Consider the following 22,510-nt stretch of genomic DNA (forward strand, 5'->3'; position numbering starts at 1 on the left):
GAGTATGGAAAAGACTAACAAAGCAAACAAGACGAGTTGGTTTAAAGAGATGAAGGCTGAGTTCAACAAGATCATTTGGCCAACAAAAGAGCGAATTGTGAAAGAAACAGTAGTTGTAGTTATCTGTGCTATTATTATCGGAATTATTGTTGCAGTTCTTGATATGGGAATCCAGTATGGTATTCAGGCACTGGTAGGATAGAGGTAAGGAGAATTTATGGCTGAAGCAAATTGGTATGTTGTTCACACTTACTCAGGATATGAAAATAAAGTAAAAGCGAATATTGAAAAAACCATTGAGAATCGTAAGCTTCAAGATGAAATTTTAGAAGTTCGCGTACCGCTGGAAGATGTGGTTGAACTGAGAAACGGTGTGAAAAAACAAGTTTCTAAGAAGATGTTCCCGGGATATGTATTGATTCATATGGTAATGAATGATGACACATGGTATGTTGTAAGAAATACAAGAGGTGTTACAGGATTTGTCGGGCCGGGATCTAAGCCGGTTCCGCTTACTCCTGCTGAGATGAAACCATTAGGAATCCAGATCAGTGAAGGAACACAGGATGAAGCACCAAAACGTGAAAAAATCGATTTTGATGCAGAAGTCGGTGATATGATTGTTGTAACTTCTGGTGCTTGGGAAGGAACAACAAGTGCGATCACTGCAATTAATGAACACAAGCAGACAGTTACCATTGAAGTAGAAATGTTCGGAAGAGCTACTTCTGTGGAAATTGATTTCTTAGATATTAAGAAAGCGTAACGAACAGACAGAAAGAAAAAGAAGATTCTGTCTTAGACAGAGTGGGAGGGCTATCCCGTAATTACCACAATAATCAGGAGGTTAACGATTATGGCAAAGAAAGTAGAAGGTTATATCAAACTTCAGATTCCAGCAGGAAAGGCAACACCAGCACCACCAGTTGGACCAGCACTTGGTCAGCATGGTGTTAACATTGTACAGTTTACAAAAGAATTTAACGCAAGAACAGCAGATCAGGGAGACGTGATCATTCCTGTAGTTATTACAGTATATCAGGATAGAAGCTTTAGCTTCGTAACAAAGACTCCACCAGCTGCCGTTTTATTAAAGAAAGCATGCAAGATTCAGTCTGGATCTGGTGAACCAAACAGAGTAAAAGTAGCAAGTATTTCTAAAGAAGATCTCCAGAAGATCGCTGAAACAAAGATGAAAGACTTAAATGCAGGATCTATCGAAGCAGCTACAAGCATGATCGCAGGAACTGCAAGAAGTATGGGAATCACTGTAGAAGAATAGATAGAAATCTGTTTTAGATAAGTTTAAAAAGAATCGAAAAAAGTGGGAGGGCTTGCTTCCCGATATTACCACAGGAGGTATTTTAGAATGAAAAAAGGAAAGAGATATGCAGAACTTGCGAAACTGGTAAATAAGTCAAACGCTTATGAAACACAGGAAGCAGTTGCATTAGTAAAAAAATTAGCAAATGCTAAATTCGATGAAACAATCGAAGCACATATCCGTCTTGGAGTTGACGGACGTCAGGCAGATCAGCAGATCCGTGGTGCAGTTGTACTGCCTCATGGAACAGGTAAAGAAGTAAAAGTTCTCGTATTCGCAAAAGATGCAAAAGCTGAAGAAGCAAAAGCAGCAGGAGCTGAATTCGTAGGAGCTGAAGAATTAATTCCAAAGATCCAGAAAGAAAACTGGTTTGACTTCGACGTTGTTGTAGCAACTCCTGATATGATGGGTGTTGTTGGTCGTTTAGGTCGTGACCTTGGACCAAAAGGTTTAATGCCAAACCCTAAAGCTGGAACTGTAACAATGGACGTTGCAAATGCCATCAAAGAAATTAAAGCAGGTAAAATCGAATATAGATTAGATAAAGCGAATATCATTCACGTACCAGTAGGAAAAGCTTCCTTTACAGAGGAACAGTTAGCGGACAACTTCCAAACGTTAATCGATGCAATCATTAAAGCAAAACCTGCTGCAGCAAAAGGTCAGTATTTCAGAAATGTAACAATTTCTGCAACAATGGGACCTGGAGTAAAAGTTGATACAACAAAATTTGCTTAATTATTAACTGACATAAAATCCTTCCACAGATTTTGTGGAAGGATTCTTTAAAAAGTATTTGACAAATACAAGATAATATGGTATCTTGTTAAGGTATTACTGCCGAAGACAGCAGGTGCCGCAAGGCGTAACGTAAGAACTACCTGCCGAGGAGAATCATTAGTAATGTGCTAATTATGCCCTTTGTCTTTGGAGACAAGAGGGCTTTCTTTATATGTGAGGCGGTACACAAAATAAATCAAGGAGGTGCACCATTTCAATGGCAAAAGTTGAATTAAAACAACCAATTGTAGAAGAAATCAAAGGATTACTTGAAGATGCTCAGTCAGCAGTGCTTGTTTCTTACCGTGGAATTACTGTAGAAGAAGATACAGCTATGCGTAAGGAATTAAGAGAAGCAGGTGTTGATTATAAAGTATACAAGAACACTATGATTCGTTTTGCAGTGAAAGATACAGAATTTGAATCTTTAACAGATGATTTAACTGGACCAACAGCAATTGCTATTTCTAAGACAGATGCAACTGCTCCAGCAAGAATCATTGCAAAATATGCGAAAGACATTGAAGTACTGGAAATGAAATCCGGAGTTGTAGAAGGAACTTTCTATGACAAAGACGGAATCCAGGTTATCGCAAGCGTTCCATCAAGAGACGAATTACTTGCAAAATTCCTTGGAAGCATCCAGTCTCCAATTACAAACTTTGCTCGTGTTATTAAACAGATCGCTGATAAAGACGGAGCAGGGGAAGCAGCTGAAGAAACAGCAGCTGAATAATTCTTATCTCAGACAATGTCTGGAATAACATTAAGAAAAAAGAAGTATTATTTATAGGAGGAAAATCATAATGACAACTCAGGAAATTATTGAAGTTATCAAAGGTTTATCAGTTTTAGAATTAAATGAATTAGTAAAAGCTTGTGAAGAAGAATTCGGTGTATCTGCAGCAGCAGGTGTTGTAGTAGCAGCAGCTGGAGCTGAAGGTGGAGCTGAAGAAAAAGACGAATTTGATGTAGAATTAACAGAAGTAGGATCTGCTAAAGTTAAAGTTATCAAAGTTGTTCGTGAAGTAACTGGATTAGGATTAAAAGAAGCTAAAGAATTAGTTGATGGAGCTCCTAAAGTAGTTAAAGAAGGTGCATCTAAAGCAGAAGCTGAAGAAATCAAAACTAAACTGGAAGAACAGGGAGCTAAAGTTACTCTTAAATAATTTAAGATGTAAGGTTCAGTGTTTGAAAAGTCAGAAAAGCTATACTCATTTTATGAGTGTAGCTTTTTTTATGTAAAAGAGGATGTGAATCTTATCTAGAGAGCCTCCTGCATTGACAGAGAGAATGTAAAAAAATATAATAAAAGATAGAAAACAGAATGACAAAAAAGAAAGGAAGACTGTTATGAAATTAGTTATTATTGAGCCACTTGGCGTGGATGAAAATCTGTTGATGGATATTGCCCAAAAGGCAGTTGGAGATTCTCTGGAAATTGTAGCTTATCCTACAAAAGTGACAGATACAGAAACTCTAATTGAAAGAGGAAAAGATGCAGATATCATTATGGTTGCAAATCTTCCATTAAATGCAGATGTAATTAACGGATGTAAGAATCTGAAACTTCTGGCAGTTGCGTTTACAGGAATCGATCACATTGCAATGGATGCATGTAAGGCTCGTGGTATTACTGTATGTAACTGTGCTGGATATTCGACAGCAGCCGTTGCAGACCTTGTATTTGGTCTCCTGATTTCTCTATATCGAAACATTATTCCGTGCAACCAGGTAGTCAGAGAAGAAGGAACAAAGGATGGTCTGGTTGGATTTGAATTAGAAGGAAAGAAATTTGGCGTTGTGGGAACAGGAGCAATCGGAACAAGAGTTGCCAATATTGCAAAAGCTTTTGGATGTGAAGTATATGCATATTCAAGAACAAAGAAAGATCTGGACGGAGTTACATATGTAACACTTGATGAGTTAATGTCTTCCTGTGATGTTATTTCTTTGCATGTACCTTTAAATGATAGTACAAAGGGATTGATTAATGCAGATAACATCGCAAAAATGAAAGAAAGCGCAGTTCTGATTAATACGGCAAGAGGTCCGGTTGTAGATAGTCAGGCATTGGCAGATGCATTAAATGAAGGAAAGATTGCAGGAGCTGCCGTAGATGTATTTGAAAATGAACCACCAGTTGCAAAAGATCATCCATTGCTTCAGGCTAAAAACCTAATTGCAACACCTCATGTTGCGTTTGCTACAAAAGAGGCATTGATCAAACGTGCGATTATTAATTTTGACAATGTGAAATATTGGATGGAAGGAAATCCAATTAACGTTATGAATGATTAAGCATAAGCTATCTTTGGTATCGAGTGGTAGCAATTGGGCATTTAGGGAAATAAAAAGCATAAAAAGGACTATTGTATAAAGCAATAGTTCTTTTTAAATGCATGGAAATACTGAAAAATCGTGTGAAGCACGATTTGGACAAAATGTCAAGACAAAGATAAAAAAATGTTGACATCTGAAATTCTATGTGGTAGTATAAGAAAATGCTTTATTGTGGGTTTGTCTGCCCATAGTCTAGAAATTTTTTAGTTTTTAAATCATAGAAAAGTCCTTTTATTTTTAAGAACTTTTCTATAATCGTAGTATATAAACCAGGTTTAGATCAAGAGGTGAAAAAACGTCCATGGAAAAGAACAGAATACAGCCAATAAAATCAGGTACCGGGATGCGAATCAGCTATGCCAGGCAGGATGATGTCCTTGAAGTGCCTAACCTGATCGAAATTCAGAAAGATTCCTACAATTGGTTTTTAGAGGAAGGCTTAGCAGAAGTCTTTGAAGATATTTCCCCGATTGAGGATTACAGTGATCAGTTGAGCTTGGATTTCGTTGATTATCAGCTGTGCAGGGATGATATTAAATATTCTATAGAAGAATGCAAAGAAAGAGATGCAACTTATGCGGCGCCATTGAAGGTGAAAGTAAGGCTTCGCAATAAGGAAACCGATGAAATTAAGCAGCATGATATTTTTATGGGCGATCTTCCTTTGATGACAGAAACTGGTACTTTCATTATTAATGGAGCAGAACGTGTTATTGTCAGCCAGTTGGTTCGTTCCCCTGGCATTTATTATGGAATCGCTCATGATAAAATTGGTAAGAAATTATATTCCGCAACAGTCATTCCTAACAGAGGAGCATGGCTTGAATATGAAACTGACTCCAATGATGTATTTAACGTACGTGTTGACAGAACGAGAAAAGTTCCGATCACTGTATTAATTCGTGCACTGGGAATTGGAACCAATGCAGAAATTAAAGAATTATTTGGTGAAGAACCAAAGATTCTTGCAAGTATTGAAAAAGATCCATCCGACAATTATGAAGATGGTCTTCTTGAATTATATAAGAAAATCCGTCCAGGTGAGCCTTTATCTGTAGATAGTGCTCAGAGCCTTGTAAACAGTATGTTCTTCGATCCTAGAAGATATGATCTTGCAAAGGTAGGACGTTACAAATTTAATAAAAAACTTGCTCTTAAAAATCGTATTGCAGGTTTTATGCTGGCAGAAGATGTTGTAGATCCTACAACAGGTGAGATTCTTGCTGAAGCCGGAACTGTTGTTGATATGGAACTGGCTGATAAAATTCAGAATGCAGCAGTTGCAAGCGTTCTGATTCAGACAGAAAATGGAAATACAAAAGTATTATCCAATATGACAGTGAACCTTGCAGAATATGTAGACTTTGATCCAGAAGAAATTGGAGTACATGAACATGTCTTCTATCCAGTTCTTGAAAAAATTCTGGAAGAAGGATATGAAGGAGAAGAGTTAAAGAAAGCACTTAAGAGAAGTATCCACGAACTGATTCCAAAGCATATTACAAAAGAAGATATTATGGCTTCTATCAACTATAATATCCATCTGGAATATGGAATTGGAAATGACGACGATATCGACCACTTAGGAAACCGTCGTATTCGTGCTGTTGGCGAATTGCTTCAGAATCAGTACCGTATTGGTTTATCAAGACTGGAAAGAGTTGTGCGTGAAAGAATGACAACACAGGATATTGAATCTATTACACCACAGTCTTTGATTAATATCAAACCGGTAACTGCAGCGGTTAAGGAATTCTTCGGAAGTTCTCAGTTATCACAGTTCATGGATCACAATAACCCATTATCAGAGTTGACACATAAGAGACGTCTGTCTGCATTAGGACCAGGTGGATTATCCCGTGACCGTGCTGGATTCGAAGTCCGTGACGTACATTATTCTCATTATGGAAGAATGTGCCCAATCGAGACACCTGAAGGTCCGAACATTGGTCTGATCAACTCATTGGCAACTTATGCAAGAATCAATGAATATGGATTTATTGAAGCTCCATATCGTGTATTAGATAAAACAGATCCTGAAAATCCAGTTGTAACAGATAATGTTGTTTATCTGACAGCGGATGAGGAAGATAATTATGTCGTAGCTCAGGCGAATGAACCTCTGGATGAAGAAGGTCATTTCATCCATGCGCATGTATCTGGTCGTCGTCGTGAAGAAACATCTGAATTTGATAAATCTAATCTGGATTTAATGGACGTATCTCCAAAGATGGTATTCTCTGTAGCTACATCCATGATTCCTTTCCTGGAAAACGATGATGCGAACCGTGCGCTGATGGGATCCAACATGCAGCGTCAGGCAGTGCCTCTTCTTTCTACAGAAGCACCGGTTGTCGGAACAGGTATGGAAGCAAAAGCAGCTTATGATTCCGGAGTATGTATTACAGCAAAAAATTCTGGTGTTGTAGAAAAATCAACAAGTACAAAGATCGTTGTAAAAAATGACAACGGTGGACGTGATGAATATCATGTTATTAAGTTTGCACGAAGCAATCAGGGTAACTGTATGAATCAGAGACCAATCGTATTCGTAGGTGACAGAGTAGAAAAAGGTGATATTCTTGCAGATGGTGCTTCTACATCTCATGGTGAAATGGCCCTTGGAAAGAATCCGCTGATTGGATTTATGACATGGGAAGGTTATAACTATGAAGATGCGGTACTGTTAAGTGAACGTCTTGTACAGGAAGATGTTTATACTTCTGTTCATATCGAAGAATATGAGGCAGAAGCAAGAGATACAAAATTAGGACAGGAAGAAATCACAAGAGATCTTGCAGGTCTTAGTGAAGATGCATTAAAAGATCTTGATGATAACGGAATTATCCGTATTGGAGCTGAAGTTCGTGCAGGGGATATCCTTGTAGGAAAGGTTACTCCAAAAGGAGAAACGGAACTGACAGCAGAAGAAAGACTTCTTCGTGCAATCTTTGGTGAAAAAGCAAGAGAAGTTCGTGATACTTCTTTAAGAGTTCCTCATGGAGCTTATGGTGTCGTTATGGACACAAAAATCTTTACAAGAGAAAATGGAGATGAACTTCCTCCAGGAGTAAATAAAACTGTTCGTGTTTATATTGCTCAGAAGAGAAAAATTTCCGTTGGTGATAAGATGGCCGGTCGTCATGGTAACAAGGGTGTAATTTCCCGTATCTTACCTGTAGAGGATATGCCATATCTGCCAAATGGACGTCCACTGGATATTGTTTTAAATCCATTGGGTGTGCCTTCCCGAATGAATATCGGACAGGTGCTGGAAATCCATTTGTCACTGGCAGCAAAGGTACTGGGATTCAATGTTGCAACACCTGTATTTAATGGTGCAGACGAAAATGATATTGCAGATACATTAAGAATGGCCAATGATTATGCAAATACTTCATGGGAAGAATTTGATGCAAAATGGCGTGACAAAGTCAATGACGATGTCATGGAATATTTATATGAAAACAGAGATCACAGAAAAGAATGGGAAGGTGTGCCGATCGATGCGACTGGTAAGGTACAGTTAAGAGACGGACGTACAGGAGAAGAATTCCACAATCCTGTTACTATCGGATTCATGCATTATCTGAAACTGCATCATTTGGTAGATGATAAGATCCATGCCCGTTCTACAGGTCCATATTCTCTCGTAACACAGCAGCCATTAGGTGGTAAAGCACAGTTTGGTGGACAGCGTTTTGGAGAAATGGAAGTATGGGCACTGGAAGCGTATGGTGCATCTTACACACTGCAGGAAATTCTGACAGTAAAATCCGATGATGTTGTTGGACGTGTAAAAACATACGAAGCGATCATCAAAGGGGATAACATCCCTGAACCAGGTATTCCGGAATCCTTCAAGGTATTATTAAAAGAATTCCAGTCCCTGGCATTAGATGTAAAAGTATTAGATGAAAATGCGACTGAGGTAGAGATCAAAGAAAACATCGACGGCGGAGATGTTGATCAGGATCTTGCACCAATGATCGAAGGAGATAGCGTCTTCAATAACTATGAAGAAAGCGAATCAACTCTTGGAGCATTGGGATATAAAAAGGGAGATCTCTCAGAAGGTGAAGATAATACGATCTTATAGATAGATGTGCAAGTTTAGGAAGGAGCAGCCTTAATGATAGAATCAAGCAACGAATATTCAAGCAGCAAAATTTCTTTTGATGCAATTAAAATCGGGCTTGCTTCTCCGGAAAAGATCCGTGAGTGGTCAAGAGGAGAAGTAAAAAAACCTGAGACGATTAACTATCGAACATTAAAGCCGGAAAAAGACGGACTTTTCTGTGAAAAAATCTTTGGACCAACCAAAGACTGGGAATGCCATTGTGGAAAATACAAAAAAGTACGTTATAAAGGTGTTGTTTGTGACCGATGTGGAGTAGAGGTTACAAAAGCAAATGTCCGTCGTGAAAGAATGGGACATATTGAACTGGCAGCACCGGTTTCCCATATCTGGTATTTTAAGGGAATTCCAAGCCGTATGGGGTTAATGCTTGATATTTCGCCAAGAACACTGGAAAAGGTTTTATATTTTGCATGCTATATCGTTCTGGATGCAGGAGATACAGATCTTGCATACAAACAGGTTCTTACAGAAAAAGAATATCGTGAAGCGTATGAAAAATATGGTGATGAATTCCGTGTAGGAATGGGTGCGGAAGCAGTTAAAGAACTTCTGCAGGCGATCGATCTGGAAGCTGAAGCAAAATCTTTAAAAGATGAATTTAAGACAGCAACAGGTCAGAAGAGAGCAAGAATTATCAAAAGACTTGAAGTTGTAGAAGCATTCTGCAACTCTGAAAATAAACCGGAATGGATGATCCTGGATGCAATTCCAGTCATCCCACCGGATATTCGTCCAATGGTTCAGCTGGACGGAGGTCGTTTTGCAACATCTGATTTAAATGACCTTTACAGAAGAATCATTAACCGTAACAACCGTCTGAAAAGACTGCTGGAACTTGGAGCACCTGATATTATCGTTCGAAACGAAAAAAGAATGCTTCAGGAAGCGGTTGATGCTCTGATTGATAACGGACGTCGTGGACGCCCTGTTACAGGACCAGGAAACCGTGCATTAAAATCTTTATCTGACATGCTGAAAGGTAAACAGGGACGTTTCCGTCAGAACCTTCTTGGAAAACGTGTTGATTATTCCGGACGTTCTGTAATCGTCGTTGGACCAGAACTTAAGATTTATCAGTGTGGTCTTCCAAAAGAAATGGCAATTGAATTATTCAAGCCATTCGTAATGAAAGAATTAGTAGAAAGAAAACTTTCTCATAACATTAAATCTGCTAAGAAAATGGTAGAAAAACTGCAACCAGAAGTATGGGATGTATTAGAAGATGTTATCAAAGAACATCCAGTTATGTTAAACCGTGCACCGACACTGCATAGACTTGGTATTCAGGCATTTGAACCAATTCTTGTAGAAGGTAAAGCGATTAAGCTGCATCCACTTGTATGTACAGCTTACAATGCCGACTTCGATGGTGACCAGATGGCTGTGCATCTTCCATTGACAGTAGAAGCACAGGCAGAATGCCGTTTCCTTCTGTTATCGCCAAATAACCTTCTGAAACCTTCGGATGGTGGACCTGTAGCCGTTCCTTCACAGGATATGGTCCTTGGTATTTATTATCTGACACTGGAAAAAGAAGGAGACAAGGGAGAAGGAAAATACTTTAAATCTGAAAATGAAGCTTACCTTGCTTATGAAAATAATGTAATTACTTTACATGCACGTATCAAAGTAAGACGTCATGGAGTAGATAAGGATGGAAACCCAATTTCACAGATCGTTGATTGTACACTCGGACGTTTACTGTTTAACGAAATTATTCTGCAGGATCTTGGATTTGTTGACAGAAGCAAACCAGAAAATGCACTTGCACTGGAGATTGACTTCCATGTTGGTAAGAAACAGTTAAAACAGATTCTGGATAAATGTATCAATATTCATGGTGCAACAAAATCTGCAGAAGTTCTGGATGATATTAAAGCCATTGGTTATAAATATTCAACAATCGGTGCTCTGACAGTATCCATTTCCGATATGACAGTGCCACCTGAAAAACCTCAGATTCTGAATGATGCTCAGAAACAGGCTGAATTTATCACAGAACAGTATAAACGTGGTCTGATGACAGAAGAAGAACGTTATAAAGCTGTTGTTAAGACATGGTTTGATGCCGATGAAGAACTGACAGATAAACTGATCAGTGGTTTGGATCGTTTAAATAACATCTTCATGATGGCCGATTCCGGAGCCCGTGGTTCTAATCAGCAGATCAAACAGCTTGCAGGTATGCGTGGACTGATGGCCGATACATCAGGTAGAACTATTGAATTACCAATCAAATCTAACTTCCGTGAAGGTCTTGATGTACTGGAATACTTCATTTCAGCGCATGGAGCTCGTAAAGGTCTGTCCGATACAGCGCTTCGTACAGCCGATTCTGGATACTTAACACGTCGTCTTGTTGATGTATCGCAAGATTTGATTGTTCGTGAACAGGATTGTAGCCATGGTGGAGAAATTCCTGGAATGTATGTAGAAGCATTTATGGATGGTCAGGAAGTTATCGAAAGTCTGGAAGAACGTATCACAGGAAGATATGCAGCAGAAGAGATCAAAGATCCTGAAACAGGCGAAGTACTTGTAAAAGAAAATCATATGATCACACCGAAACGTGCAAAAGCTGTTGTTGGTGCAGGATATACAAAAGTTAAGATTCGTACAATGTTAACATGTAAATCTCCAATGGGAGCTTGTGCAAAATGTTACGGATCTAACATGGCAACTGGTCAGGGAGTACAGGTTGGAGAAGCAGTCGGAATCATCGCAGCACAGTCTATCGGTGAACCTGGTACACAGCTTACAATGCGTACCTTCCATGCCGGTGGTGTAGCCGGTGATGATATCACACAGGGTCTTCCTCGTGTCGAAGAGCTATTTGAAGCACGTAAGCCAAAAGGTCTTGCAATTATCGCAGAATTTGGCGGAGAAGTGCAGATCAAAGATACAAAGAAAAAACGTGAAGTTGTCATTACAAACAGAGAAACAGGAGATGTGAAGACTTATCTGATCCCTTACGGATCACGTCTGAAAGTACAGGAAGGACAGATTCTTGAAGCTGGTGATGAGCTGACAGAAGGTTCTATCAATCCTCATGACTTGTTAAGAATCAAAGGTATTCGTGCTGTTCAGGATTATATGATCCGTGAAGTACAGAGAGTATACCGTCTGCAGGGTGTAGATATCAACGACAAGCATGTCGAGGTTATCGTACGTCAGATGCTGAAGAAAGTACGTATCGAAGATGGTGGAGATACAAATTATCTTCCAGGAGCTATGGTCGATGTACTGGAACTGGAAAAGACAAACAGAGAAATGATGGAAAAAGGTTTAGAACCTGCAAAAGCAGAACAGATCATGCTTGGTATTACAAAAGCATCTCTGGCAACCGATTCTTTCTTATCTGCAGCATCTTTCCAGGAAACAACAAAAGTACTGACAGATGCAGCAATCAAAGGAAAAGTCGATCCACTGGTTGGTCTGAAAGAAAACGTTATCCTTGGTAAGTTGATTCCAGCTGGTACAGGAATGAAACGTTATCGTGATGTTAAGATCAGTACAGATGTAGAAGATTTTACAATTGGTGATGAAATTGATTTTGACGACGAAATTGATTTCGATGATAATGATACAACCGTAGAATAAAATATAAATTAAAAAGAACACCTCTCTAATGTAGGTGTTCTTTTTTTGAGAAAATAAGAAGAATATTTATCTGTCTATTGAATTCAAAATTCTTAAAAAATCAGAAAATACTTTTAACTTGACATTTAAATCAGATATTGTTATAATAAAATCAACAAATGAGAGATAGCTTTTAAGAAAGGAGAAAGTGCCAGAGATGCTCCCAAAGGTTATGAAAAAACCTTTTAAACCGGGCAGTTGAGAAGTGTATGAATAGAAAGATGAGACTGACTTAACAGGAAATTGCAAAACCAGGAAGGTTTTTGTAAGTCCTAAGAACGGATAGAACGGTAAGGAGTCAACCTCATAAGAAAGATACAAAATGAGAGAAGAATCAAGATTTTCAGTAATCGAAATGGCTCTTGAAATCATGAGAGAAGGATCGAAACGACATCCTTAGCGGGAAAGGAGAGATCTTATAGGATTTCAATTTGAGAAGACGGTTCAAAGAATCAACAGAATTCAGAAAATCAGGAAAACGATTCTATTATCGAAGCAACTGGCCGGTGGGGCATTCATAAAAAAGAAATCGGAACTCATGAACCAGATTCTCTGAAGAATATTATAATAATAAGATTATAGGAGAAATAGATCCTAAATCCCAAGCTTATGTATGGAATGTGATACGGAGATAGCTAGAAACTATGACCGTCGGCGTGAAAGCAGGAATGTGACGAGAAAGCATTTCTGAGGACGGCATCGAAAGATAGCAAAGATTTTCCAAATTCCAATTAAAATACATAAGAAAAACAATAATATTTCAGAGAAGGTATTGACAAAGACACGCTAGAAATATATAATAATCTAGCGTGTCTTTTTTGGATGTGTTTATTTAGCATGCTGTTACCATACAGTAGGCAGATAAAAACGTTTATTGGACAAAATGTACAAAAAGAAAAGACACAGAGAAGTCACTAGGTGAATTTAAGTAACCACAAGTAGAAAACATGTATGGAGGTGAAATCAATGCCAACTTTTAACCAATTAGTTAGAAAAGGGAGAAAGACATCTGTAAAGAAATCTACAGCACCAGCACTTCAGAAAGGATTTAACTCCTTAAAGAAGAAAGCAACAGACACAAGCTCTCCACAGAAGAGAGGTGTATGTACAGCTGTTAAGACTGCAACTCCTAAAAAGCCTAACTCTGCTCTTCGTAAAATTGCCAGAGTTCGTCTTTCTAACGGAATCGAAGTAACAAGTTATATCCCAGGTGAAGGACATAACTTACAGGAACATAGCGTTGTTCTGATTCGTGGTGGTCGTGTTAAGGACTTACCAGGTACTCGTTACCATATCGTTAGAGGTACACTGGATACAGCTGGTGTAGCTAACAGAATGCAGGCTCGTTCCAAATATGGAGCTAAAAGACCTAAGAAAAAATAAAACAAAACTAAATTGGTACAAAGCAGCGTAACTTAGGCGCTACCTTGTATAGTTGTGCCGGAACTTTATTGTTTCCTACAAAAAGGTTACAGGAGATATAAAAGTCCTGCACGAACATGCAATTATTTTAGTATGAGTACCGATGAATTAATGATTATTAAGGAGGGAAGAACCGTGCCACGTAAAGGACATATTGCGAAAAGAGACGTATTAGCAGATCCTATTTACAACAATAAGGTTGTGACAAAATTAATCAACAACATTATGTTAGATGGTAAAAAAGGAGTTGCTCAGAAAATCGTATACGGAGCATTTGCCCGTGTAGAACAGGAGACTGGAAAACCAGCTCTTGAAGTCTTCGAAGAAGCTATGAACAACATTATGCCAGTTCTTGAAGTAAAAGCCAGACGTATCGGTGGAGCAACATATCAGGTGCCAATCGACGTAAGACCAGACAGAAGACAGGCATTAGCACTTCGTTGGATGACTACTTTCTCACGTAAAAGAGGAGAAAGAACAATGGAAGAACGTCTTGCAAAAGAAATTCTTGATGCATCTAACAACACTGGAGCATCTGTAAAGAAAAAAGAAGATATGCACAAAATGGCAGAAGCAAACAAGGCATTCGCACATTACAGATTCTAATCTTGTTCAGAGATTTATCTTGCGGATCGCCATGGGCGCTTCCATGTTAAAAACATTAGGAGGAAAAGACCTTGGCTGGAAGAGAATATCCATTAGAGAGAACCAGAAATATTGGTATTATGGCTCATATTGATGCTGGTAAAACAACATTAACAGAGCGTATCCTTTACTATACTGGTGTAAACTATAAAATTGGTGATACTCATGAAGGTACTGCTACCATGGACTGGATGGAACAGGAACAGGAAAGAGGTATCACAATTACTTCCGCTGCTACAACATGCCACTGGACACTGCAGGAAAACTGCAAGCCAAAAGCAGGAGCAAAAGAACATCGTATCAACATCATTGATACTCCGGGCCATGTTGACTTTACAGTAGAAGTAGAACGTTCTCTGCGTGTACTTGACGGTGCCGTAGGTGTGTTCTGTGCAAAAGGTGGAGTAGAACCTCAGTCTGAAAACGTATGGCGTCAGGCTGACACATATAATGTACCAAGAATGGCATTCATTAACAAAATGGATATCTTAGGTGCAAACTTCTACGGAGCTGTAGATCAGATCAAAGAACGTTTAGGTGCAAATGCAATCGTACTTCAGCTGCCAATCGGTAAAGAAGACGATTTCCAGGGAATCATCGACTTATTCGAAATGAAAGCTTACATCTACAATGATGATAAGGGAGAAGATATCTCCATCGTTGATATCCCAGAAGATATGAAAGATGATGCAGAATTATATCATACAGAACTTGTAGAAAAAATCTGTGAGTTAGATGATGATTTAATGATGGAATATCTGGAAGGTGATGAACCATCCATCGATGCCATGAAAGCCGTATTAAGAAAAGGAACATGTGAATGTACAGCCGTTCCTATCTGCTGCGGATCTGCATACAGAAACAAGGGTGTTCAGAAATTACTGGATGCAATCCTTGAATATATGCCGGCTCCAACAGACATTCCTTCTATTAAGGGTGTAGATGAAGACGGTAACGAAGTTGAAAGACATTCATCTGATGATGAACCATTCTCAGCTTTAGCATTTAAGATCATGACAGACCCATTCGTTGGAAAACTTGCATTCTTCCGTGTTTATTCTGGAACATGCAAATCTGGATCTTATGTATTAAATGCAACAAAGAACAAAAAAGAACGTGTTGGACGTATCCTTCAGATGCATGCCAACAAACGTGAAGAATTAGATACTGTATACTCAGGAGATATCGCAGCTGCAGTAGGATTTAAATCTACAACAACTGGTGATACTATCTGTGATGAACAGCATCCTGTAATTCTGGAATCCATGGAATTCCCAGAACCAGTTATCGACGTAGCGATCGAACCTAAAACAAAAGGTGACCAGGGTAAAATGGCAGAAGCTCTTGCTAAACTGGCAGAAGAAGATCCTACATTCAGAGCTCATACAGATCATGAAACAGGACAGACAATCATTTCCGGAATGGGTGAACTTCATCTGGAAATCATCGTTGACCGTCTGCTTCGTGAATTCAAAGTAGAAGCTAACGTTGGTGCTCCTCAGGTAGCATACAAAGAAACATTTACAAAAGCCGTTGACGTTGACAGCAAATATGCAAAACAGTCCGGTGGTCGTGGTCAGTATGGTCACTGTAAAGTTCACTTTGAACCGATGGATGCCAACGGAGAAGAACTGTTCAAATTCGAATCTACAGTTGTTGGTGGATCTATCCCTAAAGAATATATCCCAGCAGTTGGAGAAGGTATCGAAGAAGCAGCTCAATCTGGTATCTTAGGAGGATTCCCAGTACTTGGTGTAAAAGCTACAGTATATGATGGATCTTACCATGATGTCGATTCCAGTGAAATGGCATTCCACATTGCCGGATCTATGGCATTTAAGGAAGCTATGCAGAAAGCTGGAGCAATCTTACTTGAGCCGATCATGAGAGTCGAAGTTACTATGCCAGAAGAATACATGGGTGACGTAATTGGTGATATCAATTCACGTCGTGGACGTATCGAAGGTATGGATGACATCGCTGGTGGTAAGATGGTTCGTGCATTCGTTCCACTTGCTGAAATGTTCGGATATTCAACAGACTTACGTTCTAGAACACAGGGACGTGGTAACTACTCTATGTTCTTCAGCAGCTACGAGCCAGTTCCAAAGAACGTACAGGAAAAAGTACTTGCTGATAAATAGTAAGGAATAAGTATATTTTCAGGAAAATAGTCTTGAAATATTTGTGTAAATGAAATATAATCAAATTTAGGACAGCCCTTTGCCGGGCGCTAATGAAGTAAAGTTATAATATTGTAACGCCCAGAGGGCGAAATAAGGAGGACATTTAAAATGGCTAAAGAAAAGTTTGAGAGAACCAAACCTCATTGTAACATTGGTACTATCGGACACGTTGACCACGGTAAAACAACTTTAACAGCAGCAATCACAAAAGTTTTAGCTGAAAGAGTAGAAGGAAACAAAGCTGAAAACTTTGAAGATATCGATAAAGCTCCAGAAGAAAGAGAACGTGGTATCACAATCTCTACAGCTCACGTTGAGTATGAAACAGAAAAACGTCACTACGCTCACGTTGACTGCCCAGGCCATGCCGATTATGTAAAGAACATGATCACTGGTGCTGCTCAGATGGATGGTGCTATCCTTGTAGTAGCTGCTACTGATGGTGTAATGGCTCAGACTAAAGAACATATCCTGCTTTCTCGTCAGGTAGGTGTACCTTATATCGTAGTATTCATGAACAAATGTGACATGGTAGACGATGAAGAATTATTAGAATTAGTAGAAATGGAAATTCGTGAATTATTAAATGAATATGAATTCCCAGGTGATGATATTCCTGTAATCCAGGGATCTGCTTTAAAAGCTCTTGAAGATCCAGCTGGACCATGGGGAGACAAAATCATGGAATTAATGGATGCAGTAGATAGCTACATTCCAGATCCACAGCGTGACACAGACAAACCTTTCTTAATGCCAGTCGAAGACGTATTCTCTATCACAGGACGTGGTACAGTAGCAACTGGTAGAGTAGAAAGTGGTGTTCTTCATGTATCTGACGAAGTTGAAATCGTTGGTATCAAAGAAGAAACAAGAAAAGTTGTTGTAACTGGTGTAGAAATGTTCCGTAAACTGTTAGACGAAGCTCAGGCTGGAGATAACATTGGTGCATTACTTCGTGGTATTCAGAGAGATGAAATCGAAAGAGGACAGGTTCTTTGCCAGCCAGGAACAATCACATGCCATACAAAATTCACAGCTCAGGTTTACGTATTAACAAAAGATGAAGGTGGACGTCATACTCCATTCTTCAACAACTATCGTCCACAGTTCTACTTCAGAACAACAGACGTTACAGGTGTTATCGAATTACCAGAAGGAACAGAAATGTGCATGCCTGGTGATAACGTAGAAATGACTATCGAATTAATTCACCCAATCGCTATGGCTCAGGGATTATCTTTCGCTATCCGTGAAGGTGGACGTACTGTAGGATCAGGACGTGTTGCTACAATCATCGAGTAATTCTTGGTTTGTACGAATAATCCGATTTATAGTACTTAGGTACGTTATATAAACGCTAAAAGACCTCGGAAACTTTATGTTTCCGGGGTCTTTTTCTGTTTGAAAAAAATAGAATTAAAGAGAAAATGGAGGAAATAGTCTGTGCAGACAATAGGAATTGATATTGGAACCACTACGATCAGTGGAGTAGTTCTGGATTATAAGAATGAAAAAGAAAGAAAAACCTTGGAAGCAAAAACAATAGACAATGGTTGTTTTATAACTACTGCGAATGAATGGGAAAGAATTCAGGATGCAAGAAAAATTGTAAAAAAAGCCCAAAAATTATTGGATTATTTTGTAGATAAATATCCACAAGCAGAGACGATTGGACTTACAGGACAGATGCATGGAATTGTATATATCAATAAGGAAGGAAAAGGAGTTACTCCTTTGTATACATGGCAGGATGCTAGGGGAAATCTTTGCAACAAAGAACAAGTATCATTAATAGAAGAAATTGAGAAAAAATGTAAAATTCATACAGCATCTGGTTATGGATTGGTCACACATATTTATAATTTGAGGCATGATCTGCTTGTGGAAAATGCAGTGAGTTTTTGTACGATTATGGATTATTTTGGAATGTATCTGACTGGACGAAAAAATCCTTTGGTACACGCAAGCAATGCTGATAGTTTTGGCTTTTTTGATAGCCAGAAGATGAGATTTGAAAAAGAAAAACTTGAGGAGATGGGGGTAAAAGAAACTTGGCTTCCGAAGATATGTACAGAGATTAAAAAGTTGGGCACCTACAGAAATTGTGTAGTGACTACAGCAATCGGAGATAATCAGGCCAGTTTTCTAGGAGCAGTAGGAAATGAGGATCATACCCTTCTGGTTAATATGGGAACAGGAGGACAGATTTCTGTTCTTTCGGATCAATATTTTGAAGAGAAAGGAATCGAAGCGAGACCATTTCTAAATGGAACATATCTGCTTGTGGGATCTTCTCTATGTGGGGGAAAAGCTTATGCACTTTTGGAAAGATTCTTTCGGAGTATTGTGAAAACAACAACGGGAAAAGATGAGGCATTATATGAGATTATGGAACAATTTGCAAGAGCAGGGAAGGAACAAAATCAAAAAAGAGAGAAAGGAAAAAAACTTAAGGTAGAAACTACATTTGACGGCACAAGAATAAATCCGGAAAGCAGTGGGAGTATTGGTAATTTAAATTCTGATAATTTTACTCCAGAGGATTTTACCTATGGAATACTGGAAGGTATGACTACAGAGCTTTATCGAATGTATATAACTATTCAGGAGGGAACTAACATTGAGGTGGAGCACATGATTGGTTCTGGCAATGGATTAAGAAAAAATTTAGTGCTTTGTGAAATCATTGAGGAAATGTTTCATAATAAACTTGTCCTGGCAGCATGTGAAGAAGAAGCAGCTACAGGAGCAGCTATGAGCAGTCTGTTTTGATAATCATCTGTCGTACACTCGTGACTTTCGTTGTGTGAAATATCATTATATGCCCCCAATTGGATAGAATAGGCTCGGCCGATGAATAAAATATAAGAATGGTGTTTTGGATGATAAAATTATGGTATGATAAAAGAAGATGTCAAATACTATCAAACTTGTTAATATATTTATCTAGTTATTTTGAGATTGAAAGTGTAGACAAATGCGTACTATAAAGAAAAAATTTATACTGCCATTTATTGTATTTTTAGTTGGAATGAGTGCTTTGGGAGGCTTAGTGTATGCTATAAAAAGCAACCAACAAAAGCAGAATCGGATAACGGCAAATTTAAATGCTATGACTTATGCGGAACGTATGAAAACCGATATTATGAAGGGAATAGGAGTTACTGGAACCTTAGAACAAATCCTGATTAGTGAAGATGGAAAAATTAATAAGTTTTCTCAGGTTGCAAAGAATATGATGACAGATTCTATCCAGAGCATTCAAATTGCACCAAATGGCGTAGTAACAAATATTTATCCTGAAGAGGGAAATGAGGCTGGAAAGATTGATCTAATACATGATAAAGATCGTGGGAAAATTTCGTGCTATGCAAGAGATAATCATGCGTTAGTTATGCAAGGACCATTTCAATTAAAACAAGGTGGCTTTGGAATTGCGGTGAGAAATCCAGTATATTTACAAAAAAAAAGGAAACAAAAAGTCTTTTTGGGGATTTGCGATAGTTATCATTCGTGTACCAGAAATTTTTTCGGACTCAGTGAAGGCGCTTTCGGATTTTGGATATCATTACAGAATTTCAAAGACAGTTTCTCCATGGGAGACGAGCTATAAAGAAGTATATAGTTCCGGTGGAAATATAATCGATCCTATCTCTTATGTTTTCGAGATGGGTGGGAATCAATGGAAACTTGAGGTAATGCCTAAAAATGGATGGACTAACAGTAAGTATTTATACGAGGTTTTAGGAGGCGGCATATTAATTGTACTGCTTTTGACGGGACTTACAGGTGTTCTTTTGGTTCTTGATGAAAACCGGAAGAAGTTTAAAAAGTTGGTTGAGACAGATCCTCTAACGGGAATTTACAATCGTCATGGATTTGATGAACTTGTGGAACAGTGTTTGAAGCAGTATCCAAAGAATCATTGTGTAGCTGCACAGTTTGATATTGATGATTTTAAATTTATTAATGATGTGTATGGACATGCTTCGGGAGATAAGGCTTTAGAAATTTTATCGGAAGGCATGCAGAAATTTTTTTCAAAAAATGCAACGCTTGGACGAAACGGAGGAGATGAATTCTGTATTTTTTTGCCAGATTGTACTGGCGAGGAAGTTAAGAGACAGATGGAACAATTTACAAAAATGAAAAGGTTCTTCTGTTATAAGGGTGAGAATCATGGATTTACGATTTCCCTCGGGTATGCAGAGTATCCTTTGTATGCAAAGAATTATGCACAGTTGATGCATTGTGCTGATGCAGCTTTATATGAGGTAAAGTTGAGAGGAAAACATGGGTGTTTAGAATACAAAAAAGGATTTGGTTCGGAGATCCGGACACAGCTTGGATTTGCACTCAAAGATGTTTCAGAAAATCTGCCAGGTGCTTTCATAATTTATAAAGCGGACAAAACAGATGATGAAATTTTGTTTGCAAACCGTGAACTAATTTGGTTGACAGGATGCAAGAGTATGAATGATTTGTTTGCATATACCCATAGAAGTTTTTACAATCTGATCCGGGAGGATGAGAGGGAAAGCGTGGAGAAGAGTATTTGGCAGCAAATAGAAAAAGGACATTTTAATGATTATGTATATTTTCACCTGCAAAAAGAGGATGGAACTTTTGTGCGGGTACTTGATCATGGGAGAATTGTAGAAAATAAACGTTATGGAAAGGTGTTTTATGTGTTGATTATGGATTGGAGGGCTATAAAAGAACATTACAAAGAACCATTTTAATTTTGTTGAAACGAGAGAATGAGAAGGAGAAAATTATCATGCCGCAATTAAGTGATAGAGTACAGACTTTTACAGATTCTGTGATTCGAAGAATGACGAGAATCAATGATGCACAGGAAGATTCTATTAATTTATCTCAAGGTTTTCCGGATTTTGATCCTCCAAAGGAGATTACAGATGCCCTTGCAGAAGTAGCGAAAAAAGGTCCGCATCAGTATAGTATTACATTTGGTGCAAAGAATTTTAGAGAAGCAGTTGCAAGAAAACAGGGAAAAGCGATTGGAAGGACAATTGATCCAGAAAAGGAGATTGTTGTAACTTGCGGAGGAACAGAAGCAATGATGTCTGCGATGATGACGATCTGTAATCCGGGAGATAAGGTAATTGTATTTTCTCCGTTTTATGAAAATTATGGAGCGGATGCTATTTTATCAGGAGCGGATCCTATTTATGTGCCATTGGTTCCACCAGATTTTCATTTTGACAGGGAAGTATTAGAAGATGCATTCCAGCAAAAGGTCAAAGCAATCATCATTTGTAATCCCTCTAATCCATGTGGAAAGGTTTTTACAAGAGAGGAGTTAGAGTTTATCGGTTCATTGGCGGTAAAATATGATGCATTTGTTGTAACGGATGAAGTTTATGAACATATCGTTTATGATCCATATAAACATATTCATATGGCGCAATTACCTGGAATGTATGAGCGAACAATTACATGTAATTCGCTTTCTAAAACATATTCTATTACTGGATGGCGTCTTGGATATTTGATTGGTCCTGAGAAGGTTATTGAATCAGCAAAGAAAGTACATGATTTTTTAACAGTTGGAGCGGCAGCTCCATTACAAGAGGCAGCTGTGGTTGGTCTTAATTTTGGAGAAGAGTATTACGAGCAGTTAAAAAATATTTATACAAAGAAAAGAGATTTTTTTGTGAAGGGTCTTGACGAAATTGGTCTAAAACATACTGTACCGCAAGGTTCTTATTTTATTTTGATTGATATTTCGGATTTTCTTGCCATGCCGCAATTTACTGGTTGGAGCGATTTGAAATTCTGTGAATGGATGATTGAACATTATGGTGTGGCAGCTGTTCCAGGATCTAGTTTCTTCCGGGAGCCTGTGAACCATTTGATTCGACTTCATTTTGCAAGAGAAGAAAAAACATTAAAAGAAGCGTTGCGTCGTCTTGGAGAGATGGCAAAACAATTAAATTGTTTATAGCTTTTTCTTGCGGAAAAGATATTATTTCGAATATAATAAGTGTAAGAAACTGTAATATCTTT

At 38.4% G+C, this 22,510-nt stretch carries 17 protein-coding genes and 1 other annotated feature; all 17 genes read left to right on the top strand.

The window, feature by feature from the left end:
- Positions 1-4 precede the first annotated feature (4 nt).
- The 17 genes from secE (at position 5) to KQI71_RS04130 (ending at position 22,448) form a co-directional block, all read left to right on the top strand.
- Entirely contained in the window at positions 5-202 is a 198-nt protein-coding gene (secE, locus tag KQI71_RS04055; protein ID WP_216434341.1) for a preprotein translocase subunit SecE, read from the top strand.
- Between the two features lie 15 nt (positions 203-217).
- Positions 218-766, top strand: a complete 549-nt coding sequence (gene nusG, locus KQI71_RS04060; protein WP_216434343.1) for a transcription termination/antitermination protein NusG — start codon at positions 218-220, stop codon at positions 764-766.
- 90 nt (positions 767-856) lie between these two features.
- Positions 857-1,282, top strand: coding sequence for a 50S ribosomal protein L11 (gene rplK / locus KQI71_RS04065; RefSeq protein WP_216434346.1), 426 nt, complete (start codon positions 857-859; stop codon positions 1,280-1,282).
- An 87-nt stretch (positions 1,283-1,369) separates the two neighbouring features.
- Complete coding sequence (rplA, locus tag KQI71_RS04070; RefSeq protein ID WP_216434347.1) at positions 1,370-2,062, top strand: 50S ribosomal protein L1; 693 nt, start codon at positions 1,370-1,372, stop codon at positions 2,060-2,062.
- 84 nt (positions 2,063-2,146) lie between these two features.
- Positions 2,147-2,282, top strand: a sequence feature (ribosomal protein L10 leader region).
- 39 nt (positions 2,283-2,321) lie between these two features.
- Positions 2,322-2,840 (top strand): 50S ribosomal protein L10, encoded by a 519-nt coding sequence (gene rplJ / locus KQI71_RS04075; protein WP_216434349.1) that lies wholly within the window; start codon positions 2,322-2,324, stop codon positions 2,838-2,840.
- Between the two features lie 70 nt (positions 2,841-2,910).
- Positions 2,911-3,273 (top strand): 50S ribosomal protein L7/L12, encoded by a 363-nt coding sequence (gene rplL / locus KQI71_RS04080; RefSeq protein WP_216434352.1) that lies wholly within the window; start codon positions 2,911-2,913, stop codon positions 3,271-3,273.
- Between the two features lie 184 nt (positions 3,274-3,457).
- The gene (locus KQI71_RS04085; RefSeq protein ID WP_216434354.1) at positions 3,458-4,405 is read left to right on the top strand and encodes a 2-hydroxyacid dehydrogenase; all 948 of its coding nucleotides are present in this window, start codon (positions 3,458-3,460) and stop codon (positions 4,403-4,405) included.
- A gap of 343 nt (positions 4,406-4,748) precedes the next feature.
- Positions 4,749-8,546, top strand: a complete 3,798-nt coding sequence (gene rpoB, locus KQI71_RS04090) for a DNA-directed RNA polymerase subunit beta (protein WP_216434356.1) — start codon at positions 4,749-4,751, stop codon at positions 8,544-8,546.
- Between the two features lie 33 nt (positions 8,547-8,579).
- Positions 8,580-12,188, top strand: a complete 3,609-nt coding sequence (gene rpoC / locus KQI71_RS04095; RefSeq protein WP_216434358.1) for a DNA-directed RNA polymerase subunit beta' — start codon at positions 8,580-8,582, stop codon at positions 12,186-12,188.
- A gap of 1,005 nt (positions 12,189-13,193) precedes the next feature.
- A complete protein-coding gene (gene rpsL / locus KQI71_RS04100) occupies positions 13,194-13,610 on the top strand; it encodes a 30S ribosomal protein S12 (protein WP_015530650.1) in 417 nt (138 codons plus the stop codon).
- 174 nt (positions 13,611-13,784) lie between these two features.
- Positions 13,785-14,255 carry a 30S ribosomal protein S7 gene (rpsG, locus tag KQI71_RS04105; protein ID WP_216434360.1) on the top strand — a complete coding sequence of 157 codons (471 nt, stop codon included), beginning with the start codon at positions 13,785-13,787 and terminating at the stop codon, positions 14,253-14,255.
- A 71-nt stretch (positions 14,256-14,326) separates the two neighbouring features.
- A complete protein-coding gene (fusA, locus tag KQI71_RS04110) occupies positions 14,327-16,438 on the top strand; it encodes an elongation factor G (RefSeq protein ID WP_216434362.1) in 2,112 nt (703 codons plus the stop codon).
- A gap of 150 nt (positions 16,439-16,588) precedes the next feature.
- Positions 16,589-17,782: an elongation factor Tu gene (gene tuf, locus KQI71_RS04115; protein WP_216434363.1), complete on the top strand. Its 1,194-nt coding sequence runs from the start codon at positions 16,589-16,591 to the stop codon at positions 17,780-17,782.
- Positions 17,783-17,923: 141 nt separating this feature from the next.
- The gene (locus KQI71_RS12780; RefSeq protein ID WP_216434364.1) at positions 17,924-19,252 is read left to right on the top strand and encodes a sedoheptulokinase; all 1,329 of its coding nucleotides are present in this window, start codon (positions 17,924-17,926) and stop codon (positions 19,250-19,252) included.
- Positions 19,253-19,532: 280 nt separating this feature from the next.
- Positions 19,533-20,093: a hypothetical protein gene (locus KQI71_RS12400; protein WP_253287921.1), complete on the top strand. Its 561-nt coding sequence runs from the start codon at positions 19,533-19,535 to the stop codon at positions 20,091-20,093.
- An 85-nt stretch (positions 20,094-20,178) separates the two neighbouring features.
- Positions 20,179-21,222, top strand: a complete 1,044-nt coding sequence (locus KQI71_RS12405; protein ID WP_253287922.1) for a GGDEF domain-containing protein — start codon at positions 20,179-20,181, stop codon at positions 21,220-21,222.
- 38 nt (positions 21,223-21,260) lie between these two features.
- On the top strand, positions 21,261-22,448 hold the full coding sequence (locus KQI71_RS04130) for a pyridoxal phosphate-dependent aminotransferase (protein WP_216434365.1): 1,188 nt from the start codon (positions 21,261-21,263) through the stop codon (positions 22,446-22,448).
- Positions 22,449-22,510 lie beyond the last annotated feature (62 nt).

The organism is Anaerostipes sp. MSJ-23 (assembly GCF_018918155.1).
Taxonomy (GTDB): domain Bacteria; phylum Bacillota; class Clostridia; order Lachnospirales; family Lachnospiraceae; genus Anaerostipes.

Excerpts from the sequence above, each read along its gene's own strand:
- secE (WP_216434341.1), top strand. The coding sequence starts at position 5 with ATGGAAAAGACTAACAAAGCAAACAAGACGAGTTGGTTTAAAGAGATG.
- nusG (WP_216434343.1), top strand. The coding sequence starts at position 218 with ATGGCTGAAGCAAATTGGTATGTTGTTCACACTTACTCAGGATATGAA.
- rplK (WP_216434346.1), top strand. The coding sequence starts at position 857 with ATGGCAAAGAAAGTAGAAGGTTATATCAAACTTCAGATTCCAGCAGGA.
- rplA (WP_216434347.1), top strand. The coding sequence starts at position 1,370 with ATGAAAAAAGGAAAGAGATATGCAGAACTTGCGAAACTGGTAAATAAG.
- rplJ (WP_216434349.1), top strand. The coding sequence starts at position 2,322 with ATGGCAAAAGTTGAATTAAAACAACCAATTGTAGAAGAAATCAAAGGA.
- rplL (WP_216434352.1), top strand. The coding sequence starts at position 2,911 with ATGACAACTCAGGAAATTATTGAAGTTATCAAAGGTTTATCAGTTTTA.
- KQI71_RS04085 (WP_216434354.1), top strand. The coding sequence starts at position 3,458 with ATGAAATTAGTTATTATTGAGCCACTTGGCGTGGATGAAAATCTGTTG.
- rpoB (WP_216434356.1), top strand. The coding sequence starts at position 4,749 with ATGGAAAAGAACAGAATACAGCCAATAAAATCAGGTACCGGGATGCGA.
- rpoC (WP_216434358.1), top strand. The coding sequence starts at position 8,580 with ATGATAGAATCAAGCAACGAATATTCAAGCAGCAAAATTTCTTTTGAT.
- rpsL (WP_015530650.1), top strand. The coding sequence starts at position 13,194 with ATGCCAACTTTTAACCAATTAGTTAGAAAAGGGAGAAAGACATCTGTA.
- tuf (WP_216434363.1), top strand. The coding sequence starts at position 16,589 with ATGGCTAAAGAAAAGTTTGAGAGAACCAAACCTCATTGTAACATTGGT.
- KQI71_RS12405 (WP_253287922.1), top strand. The coding sequence starts at position 20,179 with ATGCCTAAAAATGGATGGACTAACAGTAAGTATTTATACGAGGTTTTA.
- KQI71_RS04130 (WP_216434365.1), top strand. The coding sequence starts at position 21,261 with ATGCCGCAATTAAGTGATAGAGTACAGACTTTTACAGATTCTGTGATT.